Annotated in this window: 32 protein-coding genes; all 32 read left to right on the top strand. The window is 66.9% G+C overall.

The genetic code is table 11. The features are described 5' to 3' along the window. The first annotated feature begins 109 nt into the window (after window positions 1-109). The 32 genes from DRB96_RS07820 to DRB96_RS07660 all read left to right on the top strand — a co-directional run bounded on the left by DRB96_RS07820 (window position 110) and on the right by DRB96_RS07660 (window position 22,022). A complete protein-coding gene (locus DRB96_RS07820) occupies window positions 110-1,921 on the top strand; it encodes a hypothetical protein (RefSeq protein WP_112447753.1) in 1,812 nt (603 codons plus the stop codon). Window positions 1,922-2,085: 164 nt separating this feature from the next. After that, on the top strand, window positions 2,086-4,713 hold the full coding sequence (locus tag DRB96_RS07815; RefSeq protein WP_162688507.1) for a peptidoglycan recognition protein: 2,628 nt from the start codon (window positions 2,086-2,088) through the stop codon (window positions 4,711-4,713). Window positions 4,714-4,786: 73 nt separating this feature from the next. Next, window positions 4,787-5,923 carry a hypothetical protein gene (locus DRB96_RS07810; protein ID WP_112447751.1) on the top strand — a complete coding sequence of 379 codons (1,137 nt, stop codon included), beginning with the start codon at window positions 4,787-4,789 and terminating at the stop codon, window positions 5,921-5,923. A gap of 467 nt (window positions 5,924-6,390) precedes the next feature. Next, complete coding sequence (gene rpsJ / locus DRB96_RS07805) at window positions 6,391-6,699, top strand: 30S ribosomal protein S10 (protein ID WP_003948644.1); 309 nt, start codon at window positions 6,391-6,393, stop codon at window positions 6,697-6,699. Window positions 6,700-6,713: 14 nt separating this feature from the next. Continuing rightward, window positions 6,714-7,358, top strand: coding sequence for a 50S ribosomal protein L3 (gene rplC, locus DRB96_RS07800; RefSeq protein WP_112447750.1), 645 nt, complete (start codon window positions 6,714-6,716; stop codon window positions 7,356-7,358). A 4-nt stretch (window positions 7,359-7,362) separates the two neighbouring features. Continuing rightward, on the top strand, window positions 7,363-8,013 hold the full coding sequence (gene rplD / locus DRB96_RS07795) for a 50S ribosomal protein L4 (protein WP_112447749.1): 651 nt from the start codon (window positions 7,363-7,365) through the stop codon (window positions 8,011-8,013). Next, the gene (rplW, locus tag DRB96_RS07790; RefSeq protein ID WP_030154694.1) at window positions 8,013-8,336 is read left to right on the top strand and encodes a 50S ribosomal protein L23; all 324 of its coding nucleotides are present in this window, start codon (window positions 8,013-8,015) and stop codon (window positions 8,334-8,336) included. The genes rplD and rplW overlap by 1 nt, the downstream gene beginning before the upstream one ends. A 39-nt stretch (window positions 8,337-8,375) precedes the next feature. Beyond that, a complete protein-coding gene (rplB, locus tag DRB96_RS07785; RefSeq protein WP_112447748.1) occupies window positions 8,376-9,212 on the top strand; it encodes a 50S ribosomal protein L2 in 837 nt (278 codons plus the stop codon). Between the two features lie 12 nt (window positions 9,213-9,224). Beyond that, complete coding sequence (rpsS, locus tag DRB96_RS07780; RefSeq protein WP_112447747.1) at window positions 9,225-9,506, top strand: 30S ribosomal protein S19; 282 nt, start codon at window positions 9,225-9,227, stop codon at window positions 9,504-9,506. A gap of 43 nt (window positions 9,507-9,549) precedes the next feature. Next, entirely contained in the window at window positions 9,550-9,897 is a 348-nt protein-coding gene (gene rplV, locus DRB96_RS07775) for a 50S ribosomal protein L22 (protein ID WP_037792011.1), read from the top strand. After that, on the top strand, window positions 9,897-10,739 hold the full coding sequence (gene rpsC / locus DRB96_RS07770) for a 30S ribosomal protein S3 (RefSeq protein ID WP_112447746.1): 843 nt from the start codon (window positions 9,897-9,899) through the stop codon (window positions 10,737-10,739). The genes rplV and rpsC overlap by 1 nt, the downstream gene beginning before the upstream one ends. Before the next feature lie 5 nt (window positions 10,740-10,744). Continuing rightward, on the top strand, window positions 10,745-11,164 hold the full coding sequence (gene rplP, locus DRB96_RS07765) for a 50S ribosomal protein L16 (protein ID WP_112447745.1): 420 nt from the start codon (window positions 10,745-10,747) through the stop codon (window positions 11,162-11,164). Then, window positions 11,164-11,388: a 50S ribosomal protein L29 gene (gene rpmC, locus DRB96_RS07760; RefSeq protein ID WP_112453280.1), complete on the top strand. Its 225-nt coding sequence runs from the start codon at window positions 11,164-11,166 to the stop codon at window positions 11,386-11,388. The genes rplP and rpmC overlap by 1 nt, the downstream gene beginning before the upstream one ends. Then, on the top strand, window positions 11,388-11,669 hold the full coding sequence (gene rpsQ / locus DRB96_RS07755) for a 30S ribosomal protein S17 (RefSeq protein WP_112447744.1): 282 nt from the start codon (window positions 11,388-11,390) through the stop codon (window positions 11,667-11,669). The genes rpmC and rpsQ overlap by 1 nt, the downstream gene beginning before the upstream one ends. Before the next feature lie 124 nt (window positions 11,670-11,793). Next, entirely contained in the window at window positions 11,794-12,162 is a 369-nt protein-coding gene (gene rplN, locus DRB96_RS07750; RefSeq protein WP_003956455.1) for a 50S ribosomal protein L14, read from the top strand. A gap of 2 nt (window positions 12,163-12,164) precedes the next feature. Further along, window positions 12,165-12,488, top strand: coding sequence for a 50S ribosomal protein L24 (rplX, locus tag DRB96_RS07745; protein ID WP_112447743.1), 324 nt, complete (start codon window positions 12,165-12,167; stop codon window positions 12,486-12,488). Beyond that, entirely contained in the window at window positions 12,488-13,039 is a 552-nt protein-coding gene (gene rplE / locus DRB96_RS07740) for a 50S ribosomal protein L5 (protein WP_030388859.1), read from the top strand. Before rplX ends, rplE begins: the two co-directional genes overlap by 1 nt. Before the next feature lie 5 nt (window positions 13,040-13,044). After that, on the top strand, window positions 13,045-13,230 hold the full coding sequence (locus DRB96_RS07735; RefSeq protein WP_003956452.1) for a type Z 30S ribosomal protein S14: 186 nt from the start codon (window positions 13,045-13,047) through the stop codon (window positions 13,228-13,230). A 223-nt stretch (window positions 13,231-13,453) separates the two neighbouring features. Further along, entirely contained in the window at window positions 13,454-13,852 is a 399-nt protein-coding gene (rpsH, locus tag DRB96_RS07725; protein ID WP_007265911.1) for a 30S ribosomal protein S8, read from the top strand. Window positions 13,853-13,872: 20 nt separating this feature from the next. Continuing rightward, complete coding sequence (gene rplF, locus DRB96_RS07720) at window positions 13,873-14,412, top strand: 50S ribosomal protein L6 (RefSeq protein ID WP_112447742.1); 540 nt, start codon at window positions 13,873-13,875, stop codon at window positions 14,410-14,412. A gap of 2 nt (window positions 14,413-14,414) precedes the next feature. Further along, window positions 14,415-14,798, top strand: a complete 384-nt coding sequence (rplR, locus tag DRB96_RS07715) for a 50S ribosomal protein L18 (RefSeq protein WP_008739696.1) — start codon at window positions 14,415-14,417, stop codon at window positions 14,796-14,798. Between the two features lie 46 nt (window positions 14,799-14,844). Continuing rightward, window positions 14,845-15,447 (top strand): 30S ribosomal protein S5, encoded by a 603-nt coding sequence (gene rpsE, locus DRB96_RS07710; RefSeq protein ID WP_008739695.1) that lies wholly within the window; start codon window positions 14,845-14,847, stop codon window positions 15,445-15,447. Next, window positions 15,447-15,629: a 50S ribosomal protein L30 gene (rpmD, locus tag DRB96_RS07705; protein WP_112447741.1), complete on the top strand. Its 183-nt coding sequence runs from the start codon at window positions 15,447-15,449 to the stop codon at window positions 15,627-15,629. Before rpsE ends, rpmD begins: the two co-directional genes overlap by 1 nt. Window position 15,630: 1 nt before the next feature. Then, window positions 15,631-16,086 (top strand): 50S ribosomal protein L15, encoded by a 456-nt coding sequence (rplO, locus tag DRB96_RS07700; RefSeq protein WP_112447740.1) that lies wholly within the window; start codon window positions 15,631-15,633, stop codon window positions 16,084-16,086. A 186-nt stretch (window positions 16,087-16,272) separates the two neighbouring features. Beyond that, window positions 16,273-17,586: a preprotein translocase subunit SecY gene (gene secY, locus DRB96_RS07695; protein ID WP_112447739.1), complete on the top strand. Its 1,314-nt coding sequence runs from the start codon at window positions 16,273-16,275 to the stop codon at window positions 17,584-17,586. Further along, complete coding sequence (locus tag DRB96_RS07690; protein ID WP_112447738.1) at window positions 17,586-18,233, top strand: adenylate kinase; 648 nt, start codon at window positions 17,586-17,588, stop codon at window positions 18,231-18,233. Before secY ends, DRB96_RS07690 begins: the two co-directional genes overlap by 1 nt. Window positions 18,234-18,326: 93 nt before the next feature. Continuing rightward, window positions 18,327-19,178: a type I methionyl aminopeptidase gene (gene map, locus DRB96_RS07685; RefSeq protein ID WP_112447737.1), complete on the top strand. Its 852-nt coding sequence runs from the start codon at window positions 18,327-18,329 to the stop codon at window positions 19,176-19,178. 203 nt (window positions 19,179-19,381) lie between these two features. After that, a complete protein-coding gene (gene infA, locus DRB96_RS07680; protein ID WP_014047798.1) occupies window positions 19,382-19,603 on the top strand; it encodes a translation initiation factor IF-1 in 222 nt (73 codons plus the stop codon). Between the two features lie 74 nt (window positions 19,604-19,677). After that, window positions 19,678-19,791 (top strand): 50S ribosomal protein L36, encoded by a 114-nt coding sequence (gene rpmJ / locus DRB96_RS07675; protein WP_003956441.1) that lies wholly within the window; start codon window positions 19,678-19,680, stop codon window positions 19,789-19,791. Between the two features lie 200 nt (window positions 19,792-19,991). Continuing rightward, complete coding sequence (gene rpsM, locus DRB96_RS07670) at window positions 19,992-20,372, top strand: 30S ribosomal protein S13 (RefSeq protein ID WP_053682609.1); 381 nt, start codon at window positions 19,992-19,994, stop codon at window positions 20,370-20,372. 54 nt (window positions 20,373-20,426) lie between these two features. Next, complete coding sequence (gene rpsK, locus DRB96_RS07665) at window positions 20,427-20,831, top strand: 30S ribosomal protein S11 (RefSeq protein WP_006376016.1); 405 nt, start codon at window positions 20,427-20,429, stop codon at window positions 20,829-20,831. A 168-nt stretch (window positions 20,832-20,999) separates the two neighbouring features. Next, a complete protein-coding gene (locus DRB96_RS07660) occupies window positions 21,000-22,022 on the top strand; it encodes a DNA-directed RNA polymerase subunit alpha (protein WP_008739666.1) in 1,023 nt (340 codons plus the stop codon). Window positions 22,023-22,109 lie beyond the last annotated feature (87 nt).

The following is a 22,109-nucleotide window of genomic DNA, read 5'->3' as shown; positions in this document are numbered from 1 at the left end:
CCGAGGCCGTCGCGGCCTGTGCCCCGCCCCTCCCGACCCGGGAAACGTCGGCCCGACCCAGAGTCGGGCCCTACCCGCGGCCATGTCCCGCGGAGGAGTGTGGACTGAGATGACAGACCTGGCCCCCAGGGCGTCCGGAGGCTCCGCCGCCGCGTCCGGCCGGACCCGGGCCGCGGACGCCGAGCCGCTCACGGCCACGTCAGCGGGCCGGCGACCGTGGACCTCCCGGATCTGGGTGCTCCCGGTCGCCGAGGCCGTGGTCAGCGTCGTGGCGGCACTCGGCTACACGCTGCTGTGCACGCGCATCGGCGTCAACCCGATGAACCGCCTCGGCCAGGTCAGCGGCCTCGCCAGGATGCAGCTGTTCGCGGCCGTGCTCGGCCTGCCGCTGCTCGGAGTCCTCCTCTACACCGCCTACCGGGGGCGGCCGAGCCGCCACCAGCTGGTCAAGCGCCTCGTCTGCGCGGCCCTGGCCGGCCTCGCCACCGGCGTGGTCGCGGGCGGCGTGGTCGTGGCCCTGCGCGGGACGCCCTGGCCGCTCGGCGGCCAGGAGGGCGACCCGAGCGTCCTGGTGGAGATGGCCAACTCCTTCCGGGCCGGCGAGGGCATGTCGGGCATCTACCCGCCCGGCTTCCCGGCCCTGATGGCCGTGTGGTCCAAGGTCCGCTACGGCGACACCATCGGCGGCACCGGCTTCGCCCTGAAGGACATGCAGATCTTCTTCAGCGCCCTGGTCGGCCCGATGGCCTACCTGGCCTGGCGCCTGCTGCTGCGCCCCTTCTGGGCGCTGCTGATCGCGGTGCCGGCCGCCGTGCTCTTCCTGGACCCGATCCGCCCGTACAGCCACGTCGTCATGATCGTGCTGCTGCCGCTGCTCGGCTACTGCCTGCTGGAACTGCGCCGGGCGGGCACCCGCTCGATGAAGTCCCTGATGCTCCGCGGCGCGGGCATGGGCCTGATCTTCGCCGTGCTCTTCCTCTGGTACTCCGGCTGGTACGTGTGGGCCGCGCCGGGCGTGGGCCTGCTCGCGCTCTTCCTCTTCCCGTGGCGGGCCGGCGCCCCCGTCGTCAAGCGGGCCGCCGTGTACGTCGGATCCGTGCTGCTCACGGCCGGCTTCTTCGGAGCCCCGCTGCTCTACCAGATGCTCCGCCTCGGCGCGCAGACCCCGGACCGCTACGCCTACCTCGCGGTGTACGTGGACCCGGCCTACATCATGGGCTTCGCCTCGGACCGCGCGGCCGGCAAGACGTACATGGACTGGCCGGCCTCCGGCGAGATGGCGGGCCAGAGCGGATTCGCGCTGCTCCTGCTGTTCGGCGTGGGCCTCGGCGTCGGCCTGGGCCTGCGCAACGTCATGGTCCGCACCGCGGCGGCCACGCTCGCGGGCGCCTGGCTGGCCCGCTTCTTCTTCGCCTCGCAGATGGCCCAGGAGAAGGCGGTCCAGCTCTACCCGCGGACCACGTGGATCATCCTGTACTGCCTGATGATCCTGTGCGTCATGGGCATGATGGCCGTGGTCCAGCGGGGCTCCGGCTGGGCCGAGCGCACCCTGCGCCCGGCCGGCGGCGACCCGGCGAAGCGGGTCGTCCCGCCCCGGGTGGTGCGGCAGCTGTCGGCCGGACTGCTGTGCGCGCTCGCGCTGTTCGCCACCATGGGCGCCTCCTGGTCGGTCAACCGGTACATGCCGGCGCCCCAATCCACCGACTCCATGGGCCTCGACGCCTGGCGCGCGCACGCCGTGAAGAAGCCGGACGGCACGTGCCCGCGCTTCTCGCCGGTCAAGGAGTGCTCCGACATCAAGGTCAAGCGCTGGAAGCAGTACGAGGACGACCACATGCTCTGGTGCGCGAACGTCGTGGCCAAGGACTGGCCCGCCATCTGCGGCCGCCGGGCGCCGTTCAAGGACAAGTCGGTCGAGTAGCCGCGTACCGGCCGGTACCCGGACGTACGGCCCGCAACGGCGGGGGTCCACCCGGACATTGAATCCGGGGGACCCCCGCCGTTCTCCTTTCGATATCCGGTGAGTAACATCCGGCGGATCAGATGTTGTAGGACAGGCGTTCGTTACAGGGGCGGGGAAACAACTTGAGACTGGGTCGTGTGCGCGGCACCGCGCTGGCCACCGCGCTCGGCGTGGCTGCGGTACTGGGTTTCCAGGGGGTGGCGGGAGGACCCGGATGGGTCTCCTCCGAAGGCAAGGGCGGGGGCGAGGGCAAGGCGGCCGCGAAGGCGTACAGCGCCGGAGCCAAGCAGACCGGTCCCGTGGACGGGGACGTGCGCAAGCTCGCCCTGCAGTCCAAGGGCAGCGGTGAGGCCGTCCTCGCCAAGCAGGGCACCGAGCTCTTCGGCCTCCTGGGCGTGTCCTGGACGGACCCCGCCGCCGAGGTGAAGGGCACCATCGAGGCCCGCAGCCGCAACGCGGAGACCGGGAAGTGGTCCAACTGGATCACCCTCGACCCGGTGCAGGCGGGACTCGACGGCAAGCGCCCTTCCGCGCACGGCGCGACCGAGCCCGTCTGGGTCGGCCCGTCGAACGGCGCTGAGGTGCGCGCGAGCGGCGGCGGCCTCCCCGCGGGCCTGGAGCTGAACCTCGTGGACCCGGGCGCCACCGGCTCCGGGAAGAACGGCGAGTTGAACGCCGAACCGGCGGCCTTCGCCGTCGAAGCGGCGGACCCCGGCCCCGTCTCCACGGCGCCGCAGCCGACGGTCGTCTCCCGGGCCGACTGGCAGGCCGACGAGAGCGTCAACAACGAGTCCCCGGAGTACATGCCGGGCGGCAAGGTCAAGGCCGTCTTCGTCCACCACACGGCGGACGCCGCGGCCTACGACTGCTCGCAGTCCGCGGCCATCGTCCGGGGCATCCACCTGTACCACGTGAAGACCAACGGGTGGAAGGACCTCGGCTACAACTTCCTGGTCGACAAGTGCGGCACGGTCTTCGAGGGCCGCAAGGGCGGCATCGACCAGCCGGTCATCGGCGCGCACACCTACGGCTGGAACACCGAGTCCGAGGGTGTCGCCGTACTCGGCAACTACACGGGCGCCGGGGCCACTGACGCCGCGCGCGACGCGGTCTCCCAGGTCGCGGCCTACAAGCTCGGCCAGTACGACGTGGACATGAACGCCACGACCACGATGACGGCGGGCGCGGACCAGAAGAGCGGTACCGGCGCCACGTTCGTCAAGGGCCAGTCGTACACGTTCAAGACCGTCTCCGGTCACCGCGACGGCTTCAACACCGAGTGCCCGGGCGGCTCGCTCTACGCGCAGCTGGACTCGATCCGCACCTCGGGCCCCGCCGCACGGCTGAAGATAGCCGCGGTCAACGGCACCGCGGCCGTGCCGAACGCCAGTTACAAGTCCAACGGGCCCCTGACCCTCGACTGGACCACCAGCACGGCGAGCGACCGGCTGGCCAAGTTCGACCTGCTCGTGGACGGCGCGTCCGCGTCGACCGCGGACGGTTCGGCCCGCAGCGCGACCGCGGTCCTGGCCTCCGGCACCCACAAGGTCGAGGTCCGGGCGACCGCGCAGAACGGCAAGGTCTCCACGAGCCTCCCGGTCACCGTCGTCGCGGAGGTCTCGGCGCCCAAGGAGGCCAAGTTCGTCCCGGTCACCCCGAAGCGCCTGATGGACACGCGTGCGGGTCTGGGCGTGAAGCAGGAGAAGGTCGGGCCCCAGGGCGTGGTGACCCTCGCGGTCGCCGGCACCAACGGCATCCCGGCCACGGGCGTCACCTCGGTCGTGCTGAACGTGACCGCGACCAACCCGACGGCCCCGAGCTACGTGTCGGTGTACCCGAGCGGTACCGCGCGCTCCAGCGCCTCGAACCTCAACGTCACCCCCGGCCTGACCATCCCGAACCTGGTGGTCGTTCCCGTGGTCGACGGCAAGGTCAACTTCTTCAACAACGACGGCTCCATCGACCTGATCGCCGACATCACGGGCTACTTCACCTCGGCCGGTGAGGGCTCCACGCACCTCAACATCGGCCCGAAGCGGCTGATGGACACGCGTGCGGGTCTGGGTGTGAAGCAGGAGAAGGTCGGGCCTCAGGGTGTGGTGACCCTGCCGGTCGCGGGCACCAACGGCATCCCGGCCGAGGGCGTCACCGCGGTGGTGCTGAACGTGACCGCCACGAACCCGACGGCCGCGAGCTACGTGTCGGTGTTCCCGAGCGGTACGACCCGCTCGAGCGCCTCGAACCTGAACTTCACCCCGGGCAAGACCATCCCGAACCTGGTGGTCGTCCCGGTGGTCGACGGCAAGGTCAGCTTCTACAACAACGACGGCACGGTGGACCTGATCGCCGACATCACCGGCTACTTCACCTCGGCCGGTACGGGTTCCACGCACCTCAACATCGGCCCGAAGCGGCTGATGGACACGCGTGCGGGTCTGGGCGTGAAGCAGGAGAAGGTCGGCGCCCAGGGCGTGGTGACCCTCTCCGTCGCCGGTACCAACGGCATCCCGGCCACGGGCGTCACCGCGGTGGTGCTGAACGTGACCGCCACGAACCCGACGGCCGCGAGCTACGTGTCGGTGTTCCCGAGCGGTACGACCCGCTCGAGCGCCTCGAACCTGAACTTCACGCCGGGCCAGACGATCCCGAACCTGGTGGTCGTCCCGGTCGTGGACGGGAAGGTCAGTTTCTTCAACAACGACGGCAGCGTCGATCTGATCGCTGACATCACGGGCTACTTCACCAAGTAGCACCGAGTTCCATCGGCGGGGGTCTCCTGGACACGGTCCGGGGGACCCCCGCCGCGACATCCAGGGTGGGTACATGGCAAGGAACGACGAGGGCGGACCGTCCGTCTCCGACGACGACTGGGCACGCTTCCAGGAGCAGGCCGGGGCCGGCACCGGCGAGGCGCCGGAGGAGCCGTCCGCGCGGGCCCGCATGGTGACCGCGCGGCTGCGCGCGGAGGAAGCCGCCCGGGGCGGCTCCGGGCAGCCGCCCGGCTGGCGGACCGGTCCCGCCTGGCAGGAAGGGCGGGGGAGGGGCAGGCGGCGCCTCAAGGCGGCGCTGGCCATCGCGTTCGTCGCCGCACTCGCGCTGGTCGCCATCCGGCCGGAGCTGGTCATCGACAAGGTCACCGGCAAGGCCGGGCGGGACGCCGCGGCCCGCGACCCGCTGCCCGCCGAGACCGCGCGGCCGAGCACCCCGCCCACGCCGGTGGACCCGGACCAGCCCACGCTCGCGGACCCCTTCCGTGGCTCCCCGGCCCTGCAGTGGGCCGACGGGGCGGCCGGCATCGAGGTGCCGGAGGCCCAGGCGGTCGGCGGCATGAGCAAGGAGAAGGTCGCCGACGCGCTGGAGAAGGCCAAGCAGTTCCTGGTCACGGCCAACCTGGACCCGGCGACCCTGCGCGGGGAGCGCCCCGCGGCCGCCCTGGACCTCGTCGACCCCAAGCTCAAGAAGCAGCTGGGCGACCTGGAGCAGTCGCTGGTGGCCCCGACCAAGGACAACGACCCGCTGTGGGTCTTCACCCGGACCGATCCGGCCGAGCTGAAGCCCGCGGGCGACGTGGTCAAGGTCCGCGGCCGGATGTGGGTGGAGCCCGACCCGGAGCCCGGCCGGGCCAAGGTGCTGGTCGACTACACCTTCGTGTACCCGTTCGTGAAGGCGAAGCCGGGCGCGCACCAGGTCGAGCGCTCCATCGTGCGGCGCGAGATCACCTTCGCCATCGCGGACCCGCGCAAGTGGGAGGCGACCGCCGGCAAGCTCTGGCTCGAGAGCTTCGACGTGGACCTGTCCAACAGTGCGTGTGACGTCTACGACGGATTCCTGCACCCCGTCTTCGACGAGGACGCGCCGACCGGCCCCACGCCCTCCGGCACCCCGATGGACCCGTACGACCGCAGCCAGGCCATGGAAACCGACAAGCGGGAGGGTTGCGGCACCGTGTCGCGCTCCTGAGCGGGCGCCGGACGGGGGACCGGGATCCCCGCCGCGTGGTGCAGTTTGACCACTCAGCGTGGCGGGGTATTCTCTTCCGCCCGATTGGCGCAGTACGTGTCTCGTATGGCAGACTACTCAAGTTGCTCGGCTGAGTGCCGATGCTGCGCGCCTCCCGCCGGGAGGACCGGAAGCGAGTCCCACAGTACTCGTCGCCCTATCTGCCCTCCGGGGCAGCAATGGGGCGGACGTACGGGAATCTTCTGGGAAGCGTCAGCACGGTGCCTACCAGGCATTCGGTGGGTGTTTTCCCCCGAACCGCGGTCTTGGGACCGCACCCCCTTGGACGAGGGAATTTCCGTATGGGAATTTTCTGTAGAGGGAGTGCGACACGCCCGACCGCGTGGGTCGGAGGAAAGCGGCGGAGCGATCCGCAGCCGCCCGAAATGCCAGAGCGTTTCCACAACAGACAGGACTACGGAGTAGCCATGGCGGGACAGAAGATCCGCATCCGGCTCAAGGCCTACGACCACGAGGTCATCGATTCGTCGGCGAAGAAGATCGTCGAGACGGTGACGCGCACTGGTGCGTCGGTCGCGGGCCCGGTGCCGCTGCCCACTGAGAAGAACGTGTACTGCGTCATCAAGTCGCCGCACAAGTACAAGGACTCGCGCGAGCACTTCGAGATGCGCACTCACAAGCGCCTGATCGACATCCTCGACCCGACTCCCAAGACCGTTGACTCGCTGATGCGCCTGGACCTTCCGGCCGGCGTTGACATCGAGATCAAGCTCTGAGAGGCGTCGAGAAGATGGCAAAGCAGATCAAGGGCGTCCTGGGCGAGAAGCTCGGCATGACCCAGGTCTGGGACGAGAACAACCGTGTCGTCCCGGTGACCGTCGTCAAGGCCGGGCCCTGCGTCGTTACCCAGGTCCGCAAGAACGAAATCGATGGCTACGAGTCGGTCCAGATCGCCTTCGGCGAGATTGACCCGCGCAAGGTGAACAAGCCCCTCAAGGGTCACTTCGCCAAGGCTGACGTAACCCCGCGCCGCCACCTGGTGGAGCTCCGTACCTCCGACGCCAGCGAGTACACGCTCGGCCAGGAGATCACGGCTGCCGTGTTCGAGTCCGGCGTCAAGGTTGACGTCACGGGCAACAGCAAGGGCAAGGGCTTCGCCGGTGTCATGAAGCGTCACAACTTCAAGGGCCTCGGCGCCGGTCACGGCGTGCAGCGCAAGCACCGCTCCCCCGGTTCGATCGGTGGCTGCGCCACCCCTGGGCGTGTCTTCAAGGGCATGCGCATGGCCGGTCGTATGGGCAACGAGCGCGTCACCACCCAGAACCTGACCATCCACGCGGTTGACGCGGAGAAGGGTCTGCTCCTCATCAAGGGTGCGGTCCCCGGTCCGAACGGCGGCCTCGTCCTGGTCCGTACCGCGGCCAAGGGGGCTTGAGGTAATGAGCACCATTGACATCCTTTCGCCGGCAGGCGACAAGGCCGGTACCGTCGAGCTCCCCGCGGAGATCTTCGACGCGAAGACCAGCATTCCGCTGATCCACCAGGTCGTTGTCGCTCAGCTGGCTGCTGCCCGTCAGGGCACGCACAAGACCAAGCGTCGTGGCGAAGTCCGTGGTGGTGGCCGCAAGCCGTACCGCCAGAAGGGCACCGGCCGCGCACGCCAGGGTTCCACCCGCGCTCCGCAGTTCGTAGGCGGTGGCGTCGTCCACGGCCCGCAGCCGCGTGACTACTCGCAGCGGACCCCGAAGAAGATGAAGGCCGCCGCTCTCCGCGGTGCCCTCTCGGACCGCGCGCGCCACTCCCGCATCCACGTCGTCACCGGCGTGGTCGAGGGTGCTGCCTCCACGAAGGCCGCCAAGACGCTGTTCGGCAAGATCTCGGAGCGCAGGAACCTGCTCCTGGTCGTCGAGCGCGCCGACGAGGCCGCGTGGCTGTCCGCCCGCAACCTGCCCCAGGTTCACATCCTGGAGCCGGGCCAGCTGAACACGTACGACGTGATCGTCTCTGACGACGTGGTCTTCACTCAGGCCGCTTTCGAGTCCTTCGTGTCTGGCCCCAAGGCCGATGAGACCGAAGGGAGCGACGCCTGATGTCTGAGGCGACCGTTACCAGCAAGACCTTCACTGACCCGCGCGACCTGCTGATCAAGCCGGTTGTCTCGGAGAAGAGCTACGCGCTGCTGGACGAGAACAAGTACACGTTCATCGTCGCGCCTGGCTCCAACAAGACTCAGATCAAGCAGGCCGTCGAGGCGGTCTTCGGGGTCAAGGTCACCGGGGTCAACACGATCAACCGTCAGGGTAAGCGCAAGCGCACCAAGACCGGTTTCGGCAAGCGCGCTGACACCAAGCGCGCCATCGTGACCCTCGCTGAGGGCGACCGAATCGACATCTTCGGCGGCCAGGCCTCCTAACGGAGGTCTAGTCGTCCGGAATCGGACGAGGACTGAGAAATGGGTATCCGCAAGTACAAGCCGACGACCCCGGGCCGTCGTGGCTCCAGCGTCGCCGACTTTGTCGAGATCACGCGGTCCACGCCGGAGAAGTCGCTGGTCCGCCCCCTGCACAGCAAGGGCGGCCGTAACAACACCGGTCGGATCACGGTTCGACACCAGGGTGGCGGCCACAAGCGCGCCTACCGTGTGATCGACTTCCGTCGTCACGACAAGGACGGCGTGCCGGCGAAGGTCGCGCACATCGAGTACGACCCCAACCGCACTGCGCGCATCGCGCTCCTGCACTACGCCGACGGTGAGAAGCGCTACATCATTGCGCCGAAGAACCTGAAGCAGGGTGACCGGATTGAGAACGGCCCCACGGCCGACATCAAGCCCGGTAACAACCTGGCGCTCCGCAACATCCCGGTCGGTACCACGATCCACGCGATCGAGCTCCGTCCCGGTGGTGGCGCGAAGTTCGCCCGCTCCGCTGGTGCCTCCGTGCAGCTGCTGGCGAAGGAGGGCACCATGGCCCACCTTCGTATGCCGTCCGGTGAGATCCGTCTCGTCGACGCGCGCTGCCGCGCCACCGTCGGTGAGGTCGGCAACGCCGAGCAGTCGAACATCAACTGGGGCAAGGCCGGCCGCATGCGCTGGAAGGGCGTTCGCCCCTCCGTCCGCGGTGTCGCGATGAACCCGGTCGACCACCCGCACGGTGGTGGTGAGGGTAAGACCAGTGGTGGTCGCCACCCGGTCTCCCCGTGGGGTCAGAAGGAGGGTCGTACTCGCTCGCCGAAGAAGGCTTCGAGCAAGTACATCGTCCGCCGCCGCAAGACGAACAAGAAGCGCTAGGAGCGGGTTTAGATGCCGCGCAGTCTCAAGAAGGGACCCTTCGTCGACGGACACCTCATTAAGAAGGTGGACGTTCAGAACGAAGCCGGTACCAAGACCGTCATTAAGACCTGGTCCCGTCGCTCGATGATCATCCCGGCCATGCTGGGTCACACCATCGCGGTGCACAACGGCAAGATCCACGTCCCGGTGTTCGTCACCGAGTCGATGGTCGGCCACAAGCTCGGCGAGTTCTCGCCGACTCGCACCTTCCGCGGCCACGTCAAGGACGACCGGAAGTCGAAGCGCCGCTAAAGGCGGGGTGGTTATGACTATGACTTACACCGAAGGGACAACCATGGAAGCCAGGGCCCAGGCGCGGTACATCCGCGTCACGCCCATGAAGGCCCGCCGAGTGGTGGACCTTATCCGTGGCATGGATGCCACGGAGGCTCAGGCGGTCCTGCGTTTCGCCCCGCAGGCCGCGAGCGTGCCGGTTGGCAAGGTGCTGGACAGCGCCATTGCCAATGCCGCACACAACTACAACCACCCGGACGCCTCCACGCTGGTCATCAGCGAGGCGTTCGTGGACGAGGGCCCGACCCTGAAGCGGTTCCGTCCGCGTGCGCAGGGCCGTGCCTACCGGATCCGCAAGCGGACCAGCCACATCACCGTGGTCGTCAGCAGCAAGGAAGGTTCCCGGTAATGGGCCAGAAGGTAAACCCGCACGGGTTCCGGCTCGGCATCACCACCGACTTCAAGTCGCGTTGGTACGCCGACAAGCTGTACAAGGACTACGTCAAGGAAGACGTCGCCATCCGCAGGATGATGACGTCCGGCATGGAGCGCGCCGGCATCTCGAAGGTTGAGATCGAGCGCACCCGTGACCGCGTGCGTGTGGACATCCACACCGCTCGTCCGGGCATCGTCATCGGCCGCCGTGGCGCCGAGGCCGACCGCATCCGCGGTGACCTCGAGAAGCTGACGGGCAAGCAGGTCCAGCTGAACATCCTCGAGGTCAAGAACCCCGAGGTCGACGCTCAGCTGGTTGCCCAGGCCGTTGCCGAGCAGCTCTCCTCCCGCGTCTCCTTCCGTCGCGCCATGCGTAAGAGCATGCAGGGCACGATGAAGGCCGGCGCCAAGGGCATCAAGATCCAGTGTGGCGGTCGCCTCGGCGGCGCCGAGATGTCCCGCTCCGAGTTCTACCGCGAAGGCCGTGTGCCGCTGCACACCCTGCGCGCGAACGTGGACTACGGCTTCTTCGAGGCCAAGACCACCTTCGGCCGTATCGGTGTGAAGGTCTGGATCTACAAGGGCGACGTCAAGAACATCGCCGAGGTTCGCGCCGAGAACGCTGCGGCCCGTGCGGGTAACCGCCCGGCCCGTGGTGCCGCAGGCGCTGGCGACCGTCCCGCCGGCCGTGGTGGCCGTGGTGGCGAGCGCGGCGGCCGTGGTGGCCGCAAGCCGCAGCAGGCTGCTGGTGCCGAGGCCCCCAAGGCCGACGCTCCCGCCGCCGCTCCGGCCGAGAGCACCGGAACGGAGGCCTGACCGACATGCTGATCCCTCGTAGGGTCAAGCACCGCAAGCAGCACCACCCGAAGCGCAGCGGTATGGCCAAGGGCGGTACTGAGGTCTCGTTCGGCGAGTACGGCATCCAGGCGCTGACCCCGGCTTACGTGACGAACCGCCAGATCGAGGCGGCTCGTATCGCGATGACCCGCCACATCAAGCGTGGCGGCAAGGTCTGGATCAACATCTACCCGGACCGTCCCCTGACGAAGAAGCCTGCCGAGACCCGCATGGGTTCCGGTAAGGGTTCTCCCGAGTGGTGGATCGCGAACGTGCACCCGGGCCGGGTCATGTTCGAGCTGTCCTACCCGAACGAGAAGATTGCTCGTGAGGCGCTCACCCGCGCTGCTCACAAGCTTCCGATGAAGTGCCGGATTGTTCGGCGCGAGGCAGGTGAGTCGTGATGGCGACGGGAACCAAGGCGTCCGAGCTGCGTGAGCTCGGTAACGAGGAGCTCGTTGGCAAGCTGCGCGAGGCCAAGGAAGAGCTGTTCAAGATGCGCTTCCAGGCGGCCACGGGTCAGCTGGAGAACAACGGCCGGCTCAAGTCCGTCCGTAAGGACATCGCTCGCATCTACACCCTGATGCACGAGCGTGAGCTCGGTATCGAGACGGTGGAGAGCGCCTGATGAGCGAGAAGAACGTGACTGAGACGACTGACCGCGGCTTCCGCAAGACCCGTGAGGGTCTCGTCGTCAGCGACAAGATGGACAAGACCGTCGTCGTCGCTGTCGAGGACCGCGTGAAGCACGCGCTGTACGGCAAGGTCATCCGCCGTACGAACAAGCTCAAGGCGCACGACGAGCAGAACGCTGCCGGCGTCGGCGACCGCGTCATCATCATGGAGACGCGTCCGCTGTCGGCGAGCAAGCGCTGGCGCATCGTCGAGATCCTCGAGAAGGCCAAGTAATTATCTGAGGCCCCGGGCAGCATGCCCGGGGGCCCCTCAGGTTCGTTCCGCCAGGCTCGGTGGGGGCGGTAGCTCTTCGGAGTGATGCCCCCGCCGGGAACCGGCAGACAAACAGGAGATAGACGTGATCCAGCAGGAGTCGCGACTGCGTGTCGCCGACAACACTGGTGCCAAGGAGATCCTTTGCATCCGTGTTCTCGGTGGCTCGGGTCGCCGCTACGCGGGCATCGGTGACGTCATCGTTGCCACCGTCAAGGACGCGATCCCCGGTGGCAACGTGAAGAAGGGTGACGTCGTCAAGGCGGTCATCGTTCGCACCGTGAAGGAACGCCGCCGCCAGGACGGCTCGTACATCCGCTTCGACGAGAACGCCGCCGTCATTCTGAAGAACGACGGCGACCCTCGTGGCACCCGTATCTTCGGCCCGGTGGGCCGTGAGCTGCGCGAGAAGAAGTTCATGAAGATCATCTCGCTCGCGCCGGAGGTGCTGTAAGCATGAAGATCAAGAAGGGCGACCTGGTTCAGGTCATCACCGGTAAGGACAAGGGCAAGCAGGGCAAGGTCATTCTGGCCATCCCTACTGAGAACCGTGTCCTCGTCGAGGGTGTCAACCGGGTCAAGAAGCACACCAAGGCCGGTCAGACCGCTGGTGGCTCGCAGACCGGCGGCATCGTGATCGTCGAGGCGCCGATCCACGTCAGCAACGTTCAGCTGGTTGTGGAGAAGGACGGCCAGAAGGTCGTTACCCGCGTCGGTTTCCGCTTCGATGACGAGGGCAACAAGATCCGCGTTGCCAAGCGGACGGGTGAGGACATCTGATGGCTACCACTCCGCGTCTCAAGACGAAGTACCGCGAGGACATCGCGGGCAAGCTGCGTGAAGAGTTCTCCTACGAGAACGTCATGCAGATTCCCGGCCTCGTGAAGATCGTGGTCAACATGGGTGTGGGCGACGCCGCCCGCGACTCCAAGCTGATCGACGGCGCCATCAAGGACCTGACGACGATCACCGGTCAGAAGCCGGCCGTCACGAAGGCCCGCAAGTCCATCGCGCAGTTCAAGCTGCGCGAGGGTCAGCCGATCGGCTGCCACGTCACCCTCCGTGGTGACCGCATGTGGGAGTTCCTGGACCGTACGCTGTCGCTCGCGCTGCCGCGTATCCGTGACTTCCGTGGTCTGTCGCCGAAGCAGTTCGACGGCCGTGGCAACTACACCTTCGGTCTCACGGAGCAGGTCATGTTCCACGAGATCGACCAGGACAAGATCGACCGTACCCGGGGTATGGACATCACCGTGGTTACCACGGCGACCAACGACGACGAGGGCCGCGCCCTCCTTCGTCACCTCGGCTTCCCCTTCAAGGAGGCGTAAGCGAGATGGCGAAGAAGGCTCTCATCGCGAAGGCTGCCCGCAAGCCCAAGTTCGGTGTGCGTGCGTACACCCGCTGCCAGCGCTGCGGTCGCCCCCACTCCGTGTACCGCAAGTTCGGCCTGTGCCGCGTCTGCCTTCGTGAGATGGCTCACCGTGGCGAGCTGCCGGGCGTGACCAAGAGCTCCTGGTAATTCCCTCTCGTCCGCAAGGACTTGGGAACTTCCAGGCACTCTCGGTAAGCATCTGGACGGCAGGTGCCCGGCCGCGCATGCCTTAGGCTTGTGTGGTTGGGCGTCTGCCGCCCATAACGACTTACTACGCCGTAGGTCCCCGCACCGCACCCGTCCCGCCACTGAGTGGGGAGAGGGATGGCGCATACAGGAAACCCCGGCGAGAGAGGCCGAAGGCCACTTCATGACCATGACTGACCCGATCGCAGACATGCTCACGCGTCTGCGTAACGCTAACTCGGCGTACCACGACACCGTCGTGATGCCGCACAGCAAGATCAAGTCGCACATCGCAGAGATCCTCAAGCAGGAGGGTTTCATCACCGGCTGGAAGGTCGAGGATGCCGAGGTCGGCAAGAACCTCGTCCTCGAGCTGAAGTTCGGGCCGAACCGCGAGCGCTCCATTGCGGGCATCAAGCGGATCTCGAAGCCCGGTCTGCGCGTGTACGCAAAGTCCACCAACCTGCCGAAGGTGCTCGGCGGCCTGGGCGTGGCGATCATCTCCACGTCCCACGGTCTGCTCACCGGCCAGCAGGCAGGCAAGAAGGGCGTAGGTGGGGAAGTCCTCGCCTACGTCTGGTAGTCGGGAACGGAGGAAAAGCAATGTCGCGAATCGGCAAGCTCCCCATCCAGGTTCCCGCCGGTGTGGACGTCACCATCGACGGCCAGGCTGTGGCTGTGAAGGGCCCCAAGGGTTCCCTCGCGCTCACCGTCAAGGCGCCGATCGAGATCGTCAAGGGTGAGGACGGCGTCCTGAACGTCATCCGCCCCAACGACGAGCGTCAGAACAAGGCCCTGCACGGCCTGTCCCGCACGCTGGTGGCGAACATGATCACCGGCGTGACCACGGGTTACGTCAAGGCTCTCGAGATCAGCGGTGTCGGTTACCGCGTCGCCGCGAAGGGCTCCAACCTGGAGTTCCAGCTTGGTTACAGCCACCCGATCCTGATCGAGGCGCCTGAGGGCATCTCCTTCAAGGTCGAGTCGCCCACCAAGTTCTCGGTCGAGGGCATCGACAAGCAGAAGGTCGGCGAGGTCGCCGCCAACATCCGCAAGCTGCGGAAGCCCGACCCGTACAAGGCCAAGGGTGTCAAGTACGCCGGCGAAGTCATCCGCCGCAAGGTCGGAAAGGCTGGTAAGTAGCCATGGCATACGGTGTAAAGATCGCCAAGGGCGACGCGTACAAGCGTGCCGCCAAGGCCCGCCGCCACATCCGCATCCGCAAGAACGTCTCGGGTACGGCGGAGCGTCCGCGCCTCGTCGTGACGCGTTCCAACCGCAACATCGTTGCTCAGGTCATCGACGACCTCCAGGGTCACACCCTGGCGTCCGCGTCGACCCTGGACACCTCGATCCGCGGTGGTGAAGGCGACAAGAGCGCCCAGGCCCAGGCCGTCGGCGCACTCGTCGCCGAGCGCGCCAAGGCCGCGGGTGTCGAGACCGTCGTGTTCGACCGCGGTGGCAACCGATACGCCGGGCGCATTGCCGCTCTGGCTGACGCCGCCCGCGAAGCCGGGCTGAAGTTCTAAGCCCCGTTTTCCGGGACTCACGGACGTAACAGAGAGAGGTAATCCAATGGCTGGACCCCAGCGCCGCGGAAGCGGTGCCGGTGGCGGCGAGCGGCGGGACCGGAAGGGTCGCGACGGTGGCCCTGCCGCCGAGAAGACCGCTTACGTTGAGCGCGTTGTCGCGATCAACCGCGTCGCCAAGGTTGTCAAGGGTGGTCGCCGCTTCAGCTTCACCGCGCTGGTCGTGGTGGGCGACGGTGACGGCACTGTAGGTGTCGGTTACGGCAAGGCCAAGGAAGTTCCCGCGGCCATCGCCAAGGGTGTCGAGGAAGCCAAGAAGTCCTTCTTCAAGGTTCCGCGCATCCAGGGCACCATCCCTCACCCGATCACGGGCGAGCGTGCCGCGGGCGTCGTGCTGCTGAAGCCGGCCGCCCCCGGTACCGGCGTTATCGCCGGTGGCCCGGTGCGCGCCGTTCTGGAGTGCGCCGGCGTTCACGACATCCTGTCGAAGTCCCTCGGTTCTTCGAACGCGATCAACATCGTGCACGCGACCGTGGCGGCCCTCAAGGGCCTGCAGCGTCCCGAGGAGATCGCGGCTCGCCGTGGTCTGCCCCTCGAGGACGTCGCCCCCGCGGCTCTGCTCCGTGCACGTGCTGGGGCGGGTGCGTAATGGCTCGCCTCAAGGTCACGCAGATCAAGTCGTACATCGGCAGCAAGCAGAACCACCGCGACACGCTGCGTTCGCTCGGGCTCAAGCGCCTGAACGACGTCGTCGTCAAGGAGGACCGCCCCGAGTTCCGCGGAATGGTTCACACCGTCCGCCACCTCGTGACGGTTGAGGAGGTTGACTAACATGGCTGAGAGCAGCCCGCTGAAGGCCCACAACCTCCGTCCCGCCCCCGGCGCCAAGACCGCGAAGACCCGTGTCGGTCGTGGTGAGGCGTCGAAGGGTAAGACGGCTGGTCGTGGTACGAAGGGCCAGAAGGCCCGCTACCAGATCCCGGTGCGCTTCGAGGGTGGGCAGATGCCCCTCCACATGCGCCTGCCGAAGCTCAAGGGCTTCAAGAACCCGTTCCGCACCGAGTTCCAGGTCGTGAACCTGGACAAGCTCGGCGCTCTCTACCCCGAGGGTGGAGAAGTCACGGTGGCCGACCTGGTCGCCAAGGGCGCGGTTCGCAAGAACAGCCTCGTCAAGGTCCTGGGCCAGGGCGAGATCTCCGTGGCGCTGCAGGTTTCGGTTGACGCCGTCTCCGGCTCCGCCAAGGAGAAGATTGCCGCCGCTGGTGGCACCGTGACCGAGCTCGTCTAAGACGAACTCAGTGACAAATAGCTAGAAACCCGACCGGGGATGCCTCACATATGGGGCATCCCCGGTTGGTCGTTCCACGGAAGGTGCAGACGCCGGTAAGGTGGCCTGCACCTTTGCTTGTACACATTCGTCGATCCCTCAGACCGTCACCTCTGACGCAGTAGCGCGGGGGTCGCAGGAGGCACCGTGCTCACCGCGTTCGCCCGGGCGTTCAAGACGCCCGACCTGCGCAAGAAGCTGCTCTTCACGCTCGGCATCATCGTGCTGTATCGGCTCGGGTCCCATGTACCGGTACCCGGCGTGAGCTACAAGAACGTTCAGATCTGTGTCGACTCGATGGGCAGCAGCAACAGCCTCTTCGGTCTCGTCAACATGTTCAGCGGCGGTGCGCTGCTGCAGATCACGATCTTCGCGCTCGGCATCATGCCCTACATCACTGCGAGCATCATTCTGCAGCTGCTGACCGTGGTCATCCCGAAGCTGGAGACCCTCAAAAAAGAGGGTCAGTCCGGCACGTCGAAGATCACTCAGTACACGCGCTATTTGACGGTCGCGCTCGCGATCCTGCAGGGCACCGGCCTCGTGGCCACTGCCCGCAGCGGCGCCCTGTTCCAGGGCTGCGCGGTCAAGGACCAGATCGTTCCGGACCGGTCGATCTTCACCACCGTCACCATGGTCATCACCATGACCGCGGGCACCTGCCTGGTCATGTGGCTCGGTGAGCTCATCACCGACCGTGGCATCGGCAACGGCATGTCGATCCTGATGTTCATCTCGATCGCCGCGGGCTTCGTCGGAGCCCTCTGGCAGATCAAGCTCCAGGGCAAGATCGCGGACGGCTGGGTCGAGTTCGGCGTGGTCATGCTGGTCGGTCTCGCGATGGTGGGCTTGGTGGTCTTCGTCGAACAGGCGCAGCGCCGGATCCCGGTCCAGTACGCGAAGCGCATGATCGGCCGCCGTGCGTACGGCGGTACCTCGACCTACATCCCGCTCAAGGTGAACCAGGCGGGCATCATCCCCGTCATCTTCGCCTCGTCGCTGCTGTACATCCCGGCACTGGTCGTGCAGTTCAGCGGTTCCACCGCCGGCTGGGCCACGTGGATCCAGAAGCACTTCGTCAAGGGCGACCACCCGTACTACATCGCCGTCTACTTCCTCCTGATCGTTTTCTTCGCGTTCTTCTACGTGGCGATCTCGTTCAACCCCGAGGAAGTTGCGGACAACATGAAGAAGTATGGTGGGTTCATCCCGGGCATCCGCGCCGGTCGGCCCACCGCCGAGTACCTCAGCTACGTACTCAACCGGATCACCTGGCCGGGGTCGCTGTACCTGGGTCTCATCGCTCTTGTGCCGACGATGGCGTTGGCGGGCTTCGGGGCGAACCAGAACTTCCCGTTCGGCGGGACGAGCATCCTGATCATCGTGGGTGTGGGTCTGGAAACCGTGAAGCAGATCGAGAGCCAGCTCCAGCAGCGTAATTACGAAGGGTTCCTCCGCTGATGCGAATCGTCCTCGTCGGCCCGCCCGGTGCGGGCAAGGGAACGCAGGCGACTGTCCTTGCCAAGACCTTGTCGATCCCGCACATCTCCACGGGCGACCTGTTCCGGGCCAACATCAGCCAGGGAACCGAGCTGGGCCGTCGCGCGAAGGCGTTCATGGACGCGGGTGACCTCGTCCCGGACGAGATCACCATCGGCATGGCCAAGGACCGCATGGAGCAGGAGGACGCCGCCGGCGGTTTCCTGCTCGACGGGTTCCCGCGCAACGTCTCCCAGGCGGAAGCCCTCGACGTGATGCTGAAGGCCGAGGGCATGAACCTCGACGCCGTCCTCGACCTGGAGGTCGAGGAGGACGAGGTCGTCAAGCGTCTCGCCGGCCGGCGCACCTGCCGAAACGACGGCGGGCACGTCTTCCACGTCGCGTACCAGCCGCCGAAGGTCGAGGGTGTCTGCGACATCTGCGGCGGCGAGCTGTACGTGCGCGAGGACCAGTCCGAGGACGCGGTCCGCAACCGCCTGGACGTCTACCACACGCAGACCGAGCCGATCATCGACTACTACAAGGCCCAGGGCCTCGTATCGACGATCCCGGCGCTGGGTGAGGTCAAGGACGTCACGCAGCGCGCGATGGACGCGCTGAAGAAGTAGCTCCCCCGTAGTGCAGCCACGGCCGCGGTGTCCCCAGGACGCCGCGGCCGTACTGTTGATGCGACCCCGAACCGAAGGTGGAAGGCAATCCCCATGGTCCAGATCAAGACCCCCGAGCAGATCGTGAAGATGCGCGAGGCGGGGCTGGTCGTCGCGGCGATCCACGCGGCGACCCGTGAGGCGGCCGTACCGGGCGCCACGACGCGCGATCTGGACATGGTCGCCCGCAAGGTCATCGCGGACGCCGGCGCCAAGTCGAACTTCCTCGGCTACGGCGGCTTCCCCGCGACCATCTGCACCTCGGTCAACGAGGTCGTCGTCCACGGCATCCCCGACGACAAGACGGTCCTGGGGGACGGCGACATCATCTCGATCGATGCCGGCGCCATCGTCGACGGCTGGCACGGCGACGCCGCGTACACCGCCTTCGTGGGCACTGGGCACGCCCCTGAGCTCGTGGAGCTCTCCCGGGTGACCGAGGAGTCCATGTGGGCCGGGATCGCCGCCATGAAGCTCGGCAACCGCCTCGTGGACATCTCGAAGGCGATCGAGACGTACATCAAGCGCCAGCCGCGCCCGACCACCGGTGAGCACAGCCTCGGCAAGTTCGGGATCATCGAGGACTACGGCGGCCACGGCATCGGGACCGAGATGCACATGGACCCGCACCTGCTGAACTACGTCTCGCGCAAGCGGGGCAAGGGCATCAAGCTCGTTCCGGGCATCTGCCTGGCGATCGAGCCGATGGTCTCCCTGGGCACGGCCCAGACGGAGGTCCTGGCGGACGACTGGACGGTCATCACCACGGACGGGACCTGGTCCTCCCACTGGGAGCACTCCATCGCCCTGACCGAGGAGGGCCCGATCGTGCTGACCTCGCCGGACTGCGGCAAGGCGAAGCTGGCGGAGTACGGCGTGTCCACCGCGCCCGACCCGCTGGGCTGAGCCGCGGCGGGGGTCACGGGCCGGGGCGGCCCGGCTGGGCCGACCGGTATGGGCAGGATTGATGATCTATCCTGTAGGGCACACTTTCCGGATTCGTCTTTCGGTGGGCCCTGACGTAGACTGACTCGTCGGCTCCTTTGCACCCGCATGTCCTCATGCGAAGCGGGGGAGCTGATCAAGGTAGCCGATTCGAAAGGCGAAGCGTGGCCAAGAAGCAAGGTGCCATCGAAATCGAGGGCACCGTGATCGAGTCCCTCCCGAACGCGATGTTCCGGGTGGAACTCCAGAACGGTCACAAGGTCCTCGCGCACATCAGCGGCAAGATGCGCATGCACTACATCCGCATCCTTCCTGATGACCGGGTTGTCGTGGAGCTCTCTCCGTACGACCTGACGCGTGGCCGGATCGTCTACCGATACAAGTAGATCTTGTCTTCACTCCCGTCCGGACGTCCTGTCCCGGCGCGGGTGGTGGCACTGACCCGGAGAACCTCACCAACATGAAGGTCAAGCCGAGCGTCAAGAAGATCTGCGACAAGTGCAAGGTGATCCGCCGTCACGGTCGGGTCATGGTCATCTGCGACAACCTGCGCCACAAGCAGCGCCAGGGCTGACGCACGCCGACCGACCTGCACTACGCAGTTCTTCGCGCGACGTAAGAAAACGTACATACGCAGAACCCGCCCAGTCCTGACCAGGACCGGCGGCACCTCCGGCGGGGGCCGGGGACCCGGGCGTACCACCACCCAACAGGTGTGGTCGGCGGTCGGGGTTCGGTTCTGCGGAAGACCCCCGAACACACAGGAGCCATTGAATGGCACGCGTTTCCGGTGTTGACATCCCGCGCGAAAAGCGTGTGGAGATCGCACTTACCTACGTCTTCGGTGTCGGTCGCACCCGGTCCAAGGAAATCCTTGCGGCCACCGGTGTGAACCCCGACACCCGCGTTCGTGACCTGGCCGAAGAGGACCTGGTCAAGATCCGCGAGTACGTGGACGCCAACCTCCGCACCGAGGGTGACCTCCGCCGCGAGATCCAGGCCGACATCCGCCGCAAGGTCGAGATCCAGTGCTACCAGGGTGTTCGCCACCGTCGTGGCCTGCCCGTGCACGGTCAGCGCACCAGCACGAACGCCCGTACCCGCAAGGGTCCGCGTCGCGCGATCGCCGGTAAGAAGAAGCCGGGCAAGAAGTAGTCCTGTTCAGCGGTCTTGCGCTGTAGGACCGACCACCTCCCGTAGGAGATTTAGATGCCCCCCAAGGGTCGTCAGGGCGCTGCCAAGAAGGTGCGCCGCAAGGAAAAGAAGAACGTCGCTCATGGGCACGCCCACATCAAGAGCACGTTCAACAACACCATCGTCTCGATCACGGACCCCGCGGGCAACGTGATCTCCTGGGCCTCCGCCGGCCACGTCGGCTTCAAGGGCTCGCGCAAGTCCACCCCCTTCGCCGCGCAGATGGCCGCTGAGTCGGCCGCCCGTCGCGCGCAGGAGCACGGCATGCGCAAGGTCGACGTCTTCGTCAAGGGTCCCGGCTCCGGCCGTGAGACCGCGATCCGCTCCCTCCAGGCCACCGGCCTCGAGGTCGGCTCGATCCAGGACGTCACCCCCACCCCGCACAACGGCTGCCGTCCGCCCAAGCGTCGCCGCGTCTGATTCGGCGCGCTCAGGCTTCGCACCTGTGCGTCTTTGAGTGTCCGGGCGGTACGAACCCCTCACGGGGGACGTACCGCCCGTACCCTTGTAGTTCGCAGCCCCGTGCATTCATCGGGGTCGCATCCGTCGGGCGTCAAATAGTGGGCGTCCACGACTGAAGGAATCCACATGCTTATCGCTCAGCGCCCCTCGCTGACCGAAGAGGTCGTAGACGAGTACCGCTCGCGGTTCGTGATCGAGCCGCTCGAGCCGGGCTTCGGCTACACCCTCGGCAACTCGCTCCGCCGTACGCTCCTGTCCTCGATCCCGGGTGCCGCTGTCACCAGCATCCGCGTGGACGGCGTCCTGCACGAGTTCACCACCGTGCCGGGTGTCAAGGAAGACGTCACCGACATCATCCTCAACATCAAGCAGCTGGTCGTCTCCTCGGAGCACGACGAGCCGGTCGTGATGTACCTGCGCAAGCAGGGTCCCGGCCTGGTCACCGCTGCCGACATCGCGCCCCCGGCCGGTGTCGAGGTGCACAACCCGGACCTCGTCCTCGCCACGCTCAACGGCAAGGGCAAGCTGGAGATGGAGCTGACCGTCGAGCGCGGTCGCGGCTACGTCTCCGCCGTCCAGAACAAGCAGCTGGGCCAGGAGATCGGTCGCATCCCGATCGACTCCATCTACAGCCCGGTCCTCAAGGTCACCTACAAGGTCGAGGCGACCCGAGTCGAGCAGCGCACCGACTTCGACAAGCTGATCGTCGACGTCGAGACCAAGCAGGCCATGCGCCCGCGCGACGCCATGGCGTCCGCCGGCAAGACCCTGGTCGAGCTGTTCGGCCTGGCGCGCGAGCTCAACATCGACGCCGAGGGCATCGACATGGGCCCCTCGCCGACGGACGCGGCCCTGGCCGCTGATCTCGCCCTGCCGATCGAGGAGCTCGAGCTCACCGTTCGGTCGTACAACTGCCTCAAGCGCGAGGGCATCCACTCCGTGGGTGAGCTCGTCGCCCGCTCCGAGGCCGACCTGCTCGACATCCGCAACTTCGGTGCGAAGTCGATCGACGAGGTCAAGGCGAAGCTGGCCGGCATGGGCCTGGCCCTCAAGGACAGCCCGCCCGGATTCGACCCGACCGCTGCCGCCGACGCCTTCGGCGCCGACGACGACGCGGACGCCGGTTTCGTCGAGACCGAGCAGTACTAAGCACCACCAGTTACTTTCCCGGGGCGTCCGCCCCGGGGGAACTGACACCGGTACCTGACACGGCCGGTGCAGATATGAAGGAGTATG

It is taken from the genome of Streptomyces sp. ICC1, from assembly GCF_003287935.1.
Taxonomy (GTDB): Bacteria; Actinomycetota; Actinomycetes; order Streptomycetales; family Streptomycetaceae; genus Streptomyces; species Streptomyces tritrimontium.
Note: the sequence above shows the minus strand (reverse complement) of the source record. Positions and strands in the feature narration are given on the sequence as shown.